Genomic DNA, 11,076 nt, shown 5'->3' with positions numbered 1-11,076 from the left:
GTGAAAGGTGAAGCAGAGGACCGTAAGCTGCCAGACAGGATCGGTATTTAAACCGTCCTCAGGAAAGGGACCGGTTCGCTCTGCTTCAGTGGTGATAGCTAATCACCACGTAATGTTAGATACAAGGAAGGGGTTGGGGTTTTGCCACCATCAGCCATGTCACCGGCTCTGCCGGGCTTACGGCGCCCGATGGCAGCTGAGCCGTCCTTAACTAGTTCTGGCGCCTCCATGCCGCTTTCGCGGCATTTGTCCCCGCATCCTTCAGCCCGTAAGAGGGTAAAGTCCGTCCCACATTTTATTTTCTTAACTTAAGTACCCCACAACACGGGAGAAGCAGATGAAAACCGGTGTAGGTCTTAATGACAATCTTTATGGTGAAGCCTGCAGGCTAACCGGAATGTGTTGTCTGCTAATGGCCAGAGGCGGGAAGAGATTAACCGGACTCAGCTGACGGTTGAGCTGATCCGCTTGCTGGGAACCTGCATCAAGCAGGTGTGACAGTGCACTCCACCCCTGCTTTTTGCCATTGAGGAGCTGACAGCACAACAGGATGCGGGGTTAGAGGTCCAGTGATGTAAAAAAACACGCTAAGCGGTATCAGAAATCTATTCTGATATTTTCTGGTCTTAAAATGACTAAAAAACGATATTCGGAACCCCTTTTTACCTCAAATATGCAGTCTCATAAGTATCGATATTTCATACTGTTAATTCGTTAACGTGGTTTTCCGCACGGTTGACCCTCAAACCCCATAATGGAGAGGTAATCAGCCGTAAAGAGATCAAATGTGATCTGTTACTGTTGCTCAGAGAAAAATTAAGTCAGAGAGATGAGGCAGAACCCGCGCACATTTTTACAATTAAGTACATGATGGAAACACCTGAATAAAAACTTCCGGTCACCGTGCCTGACGTTCTGCCGGTCAATCACTACTCTGATGAACATTTTTTTCCGGTGCTGACAGTTCTTTCTTTTTATATTCCCACATAAAATGCGTGAGAATGGCGGATTCGATACGTTATCTCCGCAATCCTTACCCTTTCTTAATACTTTTTCTCGCCGGTCAACTCCTGACTAAGTAAGTTTAGCGATTATTCTTGCTTTCCTCTTAGCAAAACGCATAATCGCAAACCGCAATAATAATGATTATCACTTTACTTTTTACCAGGGGTTTTCCATGCGCATGACGCCTTTCAATCCCGGACTGAAACCTACGCTGCTCGCTGTTATGGTCAGTGCCGGTTGTTTGCCAGTGATGGCTGCCAACACCAATACCAACACCACCACGTCAACGGCTGATGCGAAAAAAGATCAACCGACCCTCACCGTCACCGCGACACCACAACAGGATTTCAAGCCGGGCGGCAATGATTTAGTGCCTGCCTATCTTGACGGGCAGATTGCACACGGTGGTCGCCTGGGCATGCTGGGTGAACAAAACGCCATGGACGTACCGTTCAACGTGATCGGTTTCACCTCGAAGATGATTCAGGATCAGCAGGCCAAGACTATTGCTGACGTGGTGAAGAACGACGCTGGCGTGCAGAACGTGAAGGGTTACGGTAACTTCGCGGAAGCCTATCGCATTCGCGGGTTTGAACTGGATGGCGACGATATGACATTTGGTGGTTTGCCAGGTGTGGTCCCTCGTCAGGTTATGGATGCATCACTGATTGATCGTGTTGAGATCTTTAAAGGCGCGAATAGCCTGGTGAACGGCGCGGCATCATCGGGCGTCGGCGGGATGATTAACCTTGAACCTAAACATGCGGAAGATACGCCGACCACTCGTGTAGGTGTGGATTATACGTCCTCTTCTCAGGTGGGCGGCACGCTGGATGTCGGACGTCGTTTCGGTGATAACAATCAATTTGGCGTACGTTTTAATGCCTTGCATCGTGAAGGTGAAACCGGTGTCGATGGTGAGAAAAAGCGCACCACGGCCGCTTCGCTGGGCCTTGATTATCGCGGCGATCGTCTGCGCACATCGCTGGATGTTGGCTATCAGAAAAAGACCTATCACGATGCGCTGCAAGGCGTGAAATTCGGTAGCTTCATTCCTGAAGTCCCCTCCAGTTCGCACAACTACAGCCAGAAATGGGTCTACAGCGATATGGAGTCGGAATTCGGTATGGCCAAAGCCGAATATGACATCACCGATAGCTGGACCGCCTATGCTGGTTTGGGTGCGCAGCACGCGCATGAAACTGGTAACTATGGTTCACCAACGGTCACTGATACCAACGGTGATGGAACCATCAGTAGTTTCTACTCCAACCGTATTCAGGACAACATGAGCGGAATGGTGGGGCTGCGTGGTGACTTCCATACGGGCTTTGTCAGCCATAAAGTGAATGTGGGCTATTCAGCATTAACCACTAATGCGAAGAATGCCTACAACATGTCACTGGTGGGCACACCGTTCAATATTTACAACAGTGGTGACGTTGCTGAACCCCCTGCGACCTTCGCAGGCGGTAAATTCTCAGACCCTCTGACCACGGCACGTACCCGTACTCAGGGCTATTTGCTGAGTGATACCCTGGGTGTATTTGACGATACGCTGCTGTTTACCGTAGGTGCACGTCATCAGAAAGTGGTGGTGCGTAACTATGCTTACGGCACAGGTGCTGAGAACGTCAGCTCTCGTTACACTAATGACCGTTGGATGCCAACCTACGGCGTAGTATATAAGCCGTGGAAAGAAATTTCCTTCTACGCTAACCATACTGAAGCATTGCAACCCGGCGATGTGGCACCGAATACTGCCACCAACTACGGCAGCGTGACGGGCATTGCACACTCCAAACAGAACGAAATTGGCGTAAAGACCGACTTTGGCCGTGTTGGCGGGTCACTGGGGCTGTTCGAAATCAAGAAACCTTCTGGTCTGCTGAATAGCGACGGCGCGTATGTGATGGACGGAGAACAACGCCATCGCGGTCTGGAAGCGAACGTCTTTGGTGAACCTGTATTGGGCCTGCGTTTGAACGCCAGTGCCACCTGGATCGATCCAGTTATGGTTAAAACCTCGGGTGGAACTTACGATGACAAACAGGCGATTGGTGTACCGCGTTACAACTATGTGCTGGGTGCGGAATACGACATCAAACCTGTTGAGGGTCTGACTGCAACGGCGATGTTGAATCACTCCGGTTCACAGTATGCCAACTCCGCCAATACGCTGAAGCTGGATAGCTACACCACCCTGGATTTGGGTGTGCGCTACCGCATGACGGTGAGCCAGAACGATTTAGTATGGCGTGTCGGCGTGGATAACGTGACTAATGAGAAGTACTGGGCCAACGTCGATGGTACCGGCACTTATCTGGTGCAGGGCGATCCACGTACTCTGAAAGTCTCTATGAGCTACGATTTCTAATCTGCTGTTTACGGGGCGCAATCGCGCCCCGTTGTCACTTCTTACGCCAGGTGTAAAAGGTGGCGTCGGAAATGGCGTGCTTACGGCAGAGCTCACGGGCAGAAACCCCGGCTTCGGCCTCGCGGAGAATACTGATGATCTGTTCGTCGGAAAAACGCTTCTTCATGGGGATGTCCTCATGTGGCTTACTGAAAACATTACTGACATCGCGGTGTGTTAATCAACGGGGAGCAGGTCAAGAGTGTTATTTAACCAATCTAATCTGTAAGGGATTGATTTAGAGCCAGTGACTATCGCTTTTAAATTATCGCGTATTCCGTATCACATTCAGGTTATCTGATTAGATAAAATCTACGGGAAATGACGCATAGGGTGGAGGTACACCCTATCGCTATAGGTAAGCCTGTTCAAAAAACAGGCTTACCGTACAATAATTCTCTATATCCAAACTGACTCCTTTTAATACACATAATTATCTTAGACAGTCTTTTGTATTTTGTTAAAACACTTGAGACTTTCTTTTTCACAAAACCTCTGCAATGCACGTTATAAAACACCCGTCATGGTTAGCCTCCAGTACCTTATTTTCACTTTGAAAATCCCGCGAATTTCATGGTGATATACCGGGTTTTTTCACTCGATTAACCCCCGATCATTATTTTTTGAGAAAACCTTTTTCAGTCTGCATAGAAATACCTGCGCTTTATCAGCTTTGCTGACATTGCAGATGCACAGGGCACTCTCATACTGTGATAAGACTCTTCCTTCATTCAATATACCCACTGACTTTTATCCACGAGAAATACGTTAGAATCGAAATTCATCAGGTTAAGCTGCGAGCAGACAGATAAAATACTCTAAGCTGACATATAGTCAGGCACCGCCGCCCTTATGCATAGCGTAAAAGGCGCGCTGATCTTCTTTTAACTGGCTCCTGAACAGTTACACTCAGATGACACCTCAACCGGGTCCTTCACGCCATGCTGCTTAAAAAGCTCCGTCTCCGCACCCTGCTTCTGTCGCTTTCCGTTGGCGGGGTGATCCTGACCTCCTGCCTGTTGCTCGTGGCGCTTCTGATTTTTCAGAAGGGCAACATTGAGGACAGCCTTCTGGAAAGCAATATTGCTTATGCGCGAAAGCTGGCTGACACGACCGATCGCTATCTCGGCACGGCGCAGCGCGAGCTTGCGTGGAGCGCTACGCAGATTAAAGGTCTCACCGATCCGGCGGCGCTGAGAGATGAGACCGACCGCCTCAGGCTGCAGTCCGGCTTTTTCAACACGGTCGTCGTGGTTAACCGCGACGCCGTTATCGCCGCGACCTCCCCGGAAAGCCTTAGTCTGGTCGGTGTTAAACTGCAATCCGATGCGAGCCGCCAGGCTATCGCAACTCAGAAGCCGTTTATCTCCGCGCCTTTTACTTCGGCCTCCGGTAATTATGTTGTATTCCTCTCTCAGCCGCTGTTTACGACTGGCGGCGATTATCTGGGATACATCGGCGGTACCATTTATCTCAAAAAGCAGAGCATGCTGAGCGATATCCTGAGCCAGCATTTCTACGCCCGCGGATCTATGGTCAGTATCGTCAGCAATGATGGCCTGATTGTTTTCAGCCACGAGCCGGACCTCGTGGGCACAAAAATGACTCTGAGCTCTGCACTGGTCAGACAGCTGGCCACGACGGTCAGTGGCCGGTTCAGTACACAAGCAAAGGGGCAGCAGTTTCTGACGGGGTACGCCAGCCTGCACAAAACGGACTGGAACATCTTTATTTCGGGCACCTCAGAGACAGTCCGGCATATTCTCGTGCGCACCGCAGAAAACGCCCTGTGGTTCCTGCTGGGGATTATCATCCTGACAGCTACTGTCGTAGCCCTGATGGCCCGACGTATCGCGCTCCCTCTGGAAAAACTAGCTGACATGGTACGGCATGACGACAGTGAGATGTCGCTGGCGTCGGTACCGGCCTGGTACTATGAGGCCGGCCGCCTCAAAGAGGCCGTGCAGGAATACCATTACGCTGTAGCCGGCCGCATGGCTGTGCTCAGCGACGAAGCCATGACCGATCCCCTCACCAGACTGTGGAACCGCCGTGGCTTTAACCTCATGGCGGACCGGTCAGGCGATGGCGGGGCACAATGCGTCATCGCGATTGATATTGACCACTTTAAAAAAATTAACGACCGGTACGGCCATGATGCAGGCGATGCAGTACTGATAAGCTTGGCCGGTCTGCTGCGGCAGACGTGTCGCACGGAAGACGTTGTCAGCCGTTTTGGTGGTGAAGAGTTTATTATCCTGCTGCCGCAGACGGCTGTGGAGGATGCAGCCAGCACGGCCGGGCGCATCCGCGAAGTGGTCAGTACCACGACGTTTCCATATACAGGATCCCTGACGGTATCTGCCGGGGTGGCCTCGCTGGCGGACTGCGGAAACCGGGACGCGATGCTCCGGCGGGCGGATGAGGCCCTCTATGAAGCGAAGGGGGCAGGACGTAACGTGGTGGTTATCGCCGGAGCAGAGACCTTCCGCCTGTATCGCGGGGCCGGGCAATAAGCATTTTTCTGCGCTTACTGTATCTGTCCGCTAAGGAGTCAGGAGGGAATATATCTCAGGGAGGGAGGATCATGCAGAAGACATTATCCGGGCCTTTTTTACAGAACGGGATAAAAAGTACTGAAACATTCTCTCCCGCTGGCGAGAGGGTATCGCTCCCAGGCCACTCCTCCCGGCAGCAGCATACCGGCCAGAGATGATAGCAGGGGACGTCGGTCAGTGTATCCGGAGCGCTGCCATGCAGAACAGTCATGAGGTCAGGCCATGCTATGCTGACCCGCACGTGCCGGCGACGGGACAGTCAGTGACACCCGCAAATAAATGGCGTACACCTTTAGAGCCGCTGAAATGGATAAATCGCTGAGAGCAGAAAAAGATGAAAATCATGGCAGACACAAATACGGTTGCACATATCCGTGCATACCTGCTGGGTTCCGGTCACCGGTTCACAGGCGAATCAGAGGAATTTGAAGCGGTAATCCGTGCTCTGTGCAGCGAGGGGAGACAGGTCAGCAATCAGGCCATTATCCTTAGGCTCAGGGATGAACAGGCGGCCGCGACTGACAAAAACCGGCAGGCCACGCTCCTGAGCCTGCAGCAACTGGTTGCCGGTTATACGCCAGATGATTCGCATACCTGAGGCGGGCATTTTACACTCGCAGATACCCCGCCAAAGGGACGATGCTGATGCGAGGACGGTATCAGCAGTGGCCGCGCAGCTTCCAGCTCAGCCACTCGTCGAGTTCACCTTCCGGCAGGGGCCGTGAATAGAAAAATCCCTGCACCTGGTCGCAGCCGTACTCCGCGAGCGCGGAGCCCGTTTCGGCATCCTCAACGCCTTCGGCCAGCACCGTATAATCAAGGTCCTTCAGCATGGTAATGATACTGCGGGCAATGATGCGCGAGGCTGTGTCAGTCGCAATTTCACTGATGAGCGAGCGGTCCAGCTTGATAACGTCAATCGGCATGCGGCGCAGGTAGCTGATGTTACTGTAGCCGGTACCAAAGTCATCCAGCGAAATCCCGAATCCCCGCAGCTTCAGCATCTCAAGCCCGTGCATCGCCGCCGGATTTTCAATAATACGCTCTGTCTCCAGACACTCAATGCCGAGCAGCGAAGAGGGAAGCTTTGCCCTTATCATCTTCAGCTCCAGCGCGTCGGCAAAGCCCTCTCGTGCAAAGTCCTGGCTGCTGACGTTCACCGTGACGGGAAGCTGAATGCAGCTGTTGCGCAGGCGCGCCAGACGGCTGATGACGCGGTCTGTGACCCAGGTCGTCAGGTCGCTGAGCAGCGAAGTCTGCTCGGCCAGGGGGACAAACAGCGCGGGAGAAAGTTCGCCGCGCACCGGGTGATGCCAGCGGATCAGCGCCTCCAGTGCGACGGGCCTGCCGCTGTGCAGGCAGATTTTAGGCTGGAAGGCGAGCCACAGGCCCCGGTCTTCCCGTAGCGCGGCAGCGAGGTCGTTCATCAGCGTAAAGTCCTGAGTATGACGCGCGTCGCTTGCCGCGCTGAAGCGCATGGCGGGCATACCCCGGCCGATGGCCTCATGAAGCGCGCTGACCGCACGGCGCAGCGCTTCCTGTGCCGTTATACTGCCGGTTGCAAAAGTAACTTCGCCGGCATAGGTGCTGAGCGCCACGGCGATGCCGTCCCCGAGATCGGCACTGATCCCCTCCAGACGACCCGCGACCCATTCCGCATTCATGTGGCTGTCATCGCTCGTCAGAACGGCAAATCGTCCGGTGGCGACGGTGTAGAGCGGTTCGCCGGCGGCCGGGCGCAGGCGAAGCGGCAGCAGCATGGCCATGTCCCTGAGCAGGCTTTCAACCGGCCCCATTCCCATTGAACGGGCAAGTTCATAGGCGCGAGGCATGTCAATGCAGTCAATCAGCACCAGACGGCGTGACGCGCTGTCGCCCGATGCTGCCAGAGACTGCAGGTCGCGTATGAGGCACTGGCGGTTAGGCAGGCCGGTGACCGGGTCGGCAAGGCCGGCGGAGTGCCAGGCCTCAAGAAACGACATCACCAGCGCGGCCAGAAGCTTCAGGGTGGTTACCTGCCCGGCTCCAAACGAATGCGGTACCGTATCCGTAACGCACAGCGTGCCAAGCACAATACCCTCACGATTTTTCAGTGGTACGCCGGCATAGAAACGTATGTGGGGCGTGCCGGTAATGAGGGGATGTGATGAAAAACGGGTATCCTGCCAGGTGTCAGGTACAATCACTTCACTGTCGCTGTCTGCCGCATGGCGGCACAGCGAGTCCTCACGTGACGACTGCTTCAGCCCGAAATTGTGAGCGGCCTGCACGTGCTGGTGCTTGTCGTCCAGCACGGAGATAAAGCTTCCGGGAATACCGAGCGCCTGGCTGGCCAGCCGGACAAATTTTTGCAGCACGTTGTCCCGGCTTTCGTCGGGGCTGCGCAGTGCTTTCAGCGCCTGCGCGCGGCGATCGTCATCGCCCGTAAGATTCTTCAGCATGGAATCCTCCGCGCCGGCCTGATTTCGGTGCGAAATAAGAAAGGAAAAATGTACAGTAACGGACCGGCACGAAAGGAAATAACTGCAACAGGAAGAAGCTATTAAAGTTATAATATATCCGGCATTCTAGGTACCATCGGGTCCGGTGTCATCAACTATTTTCTTTAGCAAATTATATACTGCATCACGATTCTTTTCTCTTATCGTCAAAACATATTCATTTCTGATTATTCCTGCCACAATTCTTCTGAATAAACGCAGCGCGTAATTAATTACGCGCACAAATAAAAAAACTGATAATTATTTAATAACAATCTGACACCAGGGAAAGCCTTATGCAGTTACTCAGACACCTGACCATCCGCCGCGTGGTGCTGTGGATAATGATCCTTTCACTGGCCGTGGTGGCACTTGCCGGCGGCTATGGCACACTGACGCTGCGCGAGATGTACCTCCATGCCGACCGCGCTGACGCGCTGACGCAGCAGCTGACCTTTCTGACCCGCGCGGGCCTCGTCATGCAGGACGGCAGCGCAGCGGATAAAACGGCGCTGCTGACCGCCGTTCCGGCGGACCCGTCATGGGACGCCTACCGCGCAACACTGTCGGCACCGGCAGGTTATCCGGCCGCGGCACGCGAACGCCTCAGTGCCCTGACGCAGCAGCTGGCCGCAGACGATGCGCCAGTGCTGGCCGAACGCCACCGTCTTGAGGTGATTCTGTTTACCGCCCTGCTGGCCGCCACTGCGCTGCTGGCATTCTGTGACCGCTACCTCGTGGTACATCTCGTCCGCCCTGTGGCTAAAATCCGTGCGCACCTGAAAACTATCGCGGATGGCGACCTCACCCGCGAGCCGGAAGACCTCGGCCGCAACTGCGTCGGGCAGATGGTACCGCTGGTCAGGGAGATGCAGCACAGCCTGCTTGATGCGGTAAAGTCGATCCGTGACAATGCGGTCATACTGCACCGCGAGGCCGGGGACATTGCCAGCGGTAACGCTGACCTGTCCGACCGGACCGCCACCCAGGCTGCCGCACTTGAGCAGACTGCGGCCAGCATGGAAGAGATTACCGCCACCGTCAGCCACAACGCCGCTAACGCCCGCGAGGCACGAGAACTGGCGGTCCAGAGCGCGGAAACCACGCGCCGCAGCGAGCATCTGGTTCGCGCAGTGGTTGATGCCATGGTGGGTATAGCAGAGGGGTCTGAAAAAATCCGTCAGTTCACCACAACGATAAACGGGATCGCCTTCCAGACCAATATTCTGGCGCTGAACGCCGCGGTCGAGGCTGCGCGCGCCGGTGAACAGGGCCGGGGTTTTGCCGTCGTGGCGGCCGAAGTGCGTTCGCTGGCTCAGCGGAGTGCGATTGCTTCAAAAGAGATTGAAGAACTGATCGCCGATACCGTGGCACGCGTCAGCGCCGGCCGCCAGGCAGCGGACAATGCAGGCTCCACCATGGATGAGGTACTGCATGGCGTCAGCGGGGTCAGCGAACTGATCGGCCAGATAGCGCTTGCCTCCGGGGAGCAGAGCAAAGGGATCGCACAGGTCACGCTGGCTGTGGCAGAGCTTGACCGTGTTACCCAGCAGAACGCCACACTGGTACAGGCGGTGTCCGCTACGGCGGGCAGCCTGAGCAGACAGACTACCGCTCTGAGAGGCGCGATCACCCGCTTTACGCTGCCGTCGGCGGACGATAACGTTATGACTGTCGCAACGGGGCTGCAGCGTCATATCAGTCCCCCGGTGACCCCGTCAACAGAAGGTGGCTGGGTGGCGTTCGGTCATCAGTAACACCCTTACACGGCGGCAGGTTCTCATCCTGCCTCATGCCCACCCGGGAGCTGGCTATCCCGGGTTGCGCGCAGCGATATCATCCGCAAAGTGATCGGCTCCTGTTACCGGATTACTGCATAACTGACGTCATCGGCCATCAGACACTGAATACAGCCACGGTGTTCGTCCGGTTATCCTCTTTATACCGGTATGAGCAGTATTAACCATGCCTGTTACTTAAAAAGTTTTGCCTTGCATGACGACTCATCAGACAGGATATACCGGAATAACGTCGGCAGCCGCATTACGGAAAAGAAGAATATCACTGGCACCGGCAGGAAATAAGGTGTTCACAGGAAAATGAATAATTGCAGGAGCGATCTGAATTCACTTATCCCGCCTGCGGTAAACCGGTGAATGGCCTGGCCGCTGGAGTTGCATTACTGGAGGAAAGTTAAGACAATGTAATGACTGCGCTGTCATTCTCTGCGTCATTTTTCACTTTGCCAGCCTTGTCTGGCCCGCACCTGTGGAGGGAGTATACTCTGGGAAATCAGCCTGCGAATCGCCCCGTTGTTGGCTCTTCCAGTGTCCGTGAACTCCGGCTGGCCGCAGGCCTGTCGCAGGAAGCTGCCGCTGAGCGCTTTGAGCTCAGCCTGCGCGTGTGGCAGACCAAAGAGGCAGCAAAAAAAGCCGCCCCTCTTAGCCAGGGAGAGTATGAACTGTTGCTTCTGCTTGCCGGGGGACATCCTCATTTTGCGCTTGTACCGAAAACGAAAAAATAGTTATTCCCGGCTGGCAGCACCTGAATTTAACACGTTACCGGCCAGGATGAGGATGAGGAAATGAGCCAGAAATATTTCTATGCGGTGCGGTGC

The 11,076-nt window shown here is 54.4% G+C and carries 6 protein-coding genes and 1 pseudogene; 5 read left to right on the top strand and 2 right to left on the bottom strand.

Features of this window, described 5'->3' with window-relative positions; translation table 11 throughout:
- The first annotated feature begins 1,177 nt into the window (after positions 1–1,177).
- Positions 1,178–3,382: a TonB-dependent receptor gene (locus QSK07_RS21795; RefSeq protein WP_285723264.1), complete on the top strand. Its 2,205-nt coding sequence runs from the start codon at positions 1,178–1,180 to the stop codon at positions 3,380–3,382.
- A gap of 37 nt (positions 3,383–3,419) precedes the next feature.
- On the opposite strand, the pseudogene QSK07_RS21790 reads toward QSK07_RS21795, so the two are convergent.
- Positions 3,420–3,548 (bottom strand): annotated as a pseudogene (locus QSK07_RS21790) (transposase); the annotation flags it as partial.
- A gap of 814 nt (positions 3,549–4,362) precedes the next feature.
- On the opposite strand from QSK07_RS21790, the gene QSK07_RS21785 reads away from it, so the two are divergent.
- Positions 4,363–5,937 carry a sensor domain-containing diguanylate cyclase gene (locus QSK07_RS21785; RefSeq protein WP_285723265.1) on the top strand — a complete coding sequence of 525 codons (1,575 nt, stop codon included), beginning with the start codon at positions 4,363–4,365 and terminating at the stop codon, positions 5,935–5,937.
- A gap of 385 nt (positions 5,938–6,322) precedes the next feature.
- The gene (locus QSK07_RS21780; protein WP_285723267.1) at positions 6,323–6,577 is read left to right on the top strand and encodes a biofilm development regulator YmgB/AriR family protein; all 255 of its coding nucleotides are present in this window, start codon (positions 6,323–6,325) and stop codon (positions 6,575–6,577) included.
- A 61-nt stretch (positions 6,578–6,638) separates the two neighbouring features.
- Here QSK07_RS21780 and QSK07_RS21775 read toward each other — a convergent pair whose 3' ends face one another.
- On the bottom strand, positions 6,639–8,420 hold the full coding sequence (locus tag QSK07_RS21775) for a sensor domain-containing diguanylate cyclase (protein WP_285723268.1): 1,782 nt from the start codon (positions 8,418–8,420) through the stop codon (positions 6,639–6,641).
- A 335-nt stretch (positions 8,421–8,755) separates the two neighbouring features.
- On the opposite strand from QSK07_RS21775, the gene QSK07_RS21770 reads away from it, so the two are divergent.
- Together QSK07_RS21770 and QSK07_RS21765 are read left to right on the top strand one after the other, a co-directional pair.
- Positions 8,756–10,216, top strand: a complete 1,461-nt coding sequence (locus QSK07_RS21770) for a methyl-accepting chemotaxis protein (protein ID WP_285723269.1) — start codon at positions 8,756–8,758, stop codon at positions 10,214–10,216.
- A gap of 527 nt (positions 10,217–10,743) precedes the next feature.
- Entirely contained in the window at positions 10,744–10,983 is a 240-nt protein-coding gene (locus tag QSK07_RS21765; RefSeq protein WP_285723273.1) for a transcriptional regulator, read from the top strand.
- Positions 10,984–11,076: the final 93 nt, after the last annotated feature.

The organism is Pantoea sp. QMID4, assembly GCF_030270445.1.
GTDB classification, from domain to species: domain Bacteria; phylum Pseudomonadota; class Gammaproteobacteria; order Enterobacterales; family Enterobacteriaceae; genus Pantoea; species Pantoea vagans.
This window is presented reverse-complemented; position numbering and strand designations above follow the sequence as displayed.